The 748-nt window shown below is 44.6% G+C and carries 1 protein-coding gene; it reads left to right on the forward strand.

Features of this window, described 5'->3' with window-relative positions:
* Positions 1-442, forward strand: a 442-nt coding sequence (locus tag AB4Z33_RS31105; RefSeq protein WP_442053593.1) for a sigma-70 family RNA polymerase sigma factor, incomplete at its 5' end; no start/stop codon positions are given.
* Positions 443-748: the final 306 nt, after the last annotated feature.

A 748-nucleotide genomic window follows, 5' to 3' on the forward strand; every position in this document is an offset into this window, starting at 1 on the left:
CATCAAGGCGATCGAGAGCTTCCAGACCGGCAAAGGCACGAAGCTGGCGACGTTCGCGGCACGTTGTATCGAGAACGAAATACTTATGCACTTAAGGTCGCTTAAGAAGACGCGCAAGGACGTATCGCTCCACGATCCAATCGGTACGGACAAGGAAGGCAACGAAATTACGCTCATCGACATCCTTGGCACGGAAGCCGACGATGTGGCGGATAAAGTGCAGCTCAAGATCGAGAAATCGAAAATATACAAAAACCTCGATATATTGGATGATCGGGAAAAAGAAGTTGTCATCGGCCGCTTCGGCCTCATCCACGGCGGTGACGAGCGAACGCAGCGGGAAATCGCGAAGGAGCTGGGCATCTCTCGGAGCTATGTGAGTCGGATCGAGAAGCGGGCGTTGATGAAGCTGTATCATGAGTTTTATAAGGCGAAGAAGTGATGTTATGTTATAGGCCTCATCGAGTATTTGGTTTTTTCTTTATCGCCTAAAGAGGTCGTCCTTATTTAACTTTGGGGACAAAAAATAGAATGTCCTAATGCTCTTAGTTTGCTGTAGATTATCTATACACATATAGCGATGAACTAGGCAACAATGAAAATAACGGCTACTTTAATACTCGTTAGTAGCTCGAAAAAGAACCAATCATTGATTACATCAATGATTGGTTCTTTTTTTTRCCGTATGATCCATCTTGAAAAAGGACATCATTTTATGCGAAATGAACCGTTTTCATGGAATGTATGC

The sequence above is a fragment of the Paenibacillus sp. 2TAB19 genome (genome assembly GCF_052115185.1).
In the GTDB taxonomy this organism is placed as follows: Bacteria; Bacillota; Bacilli; order Paenibacillales; family Paenibacillaceae; genus Pristimantibacillus.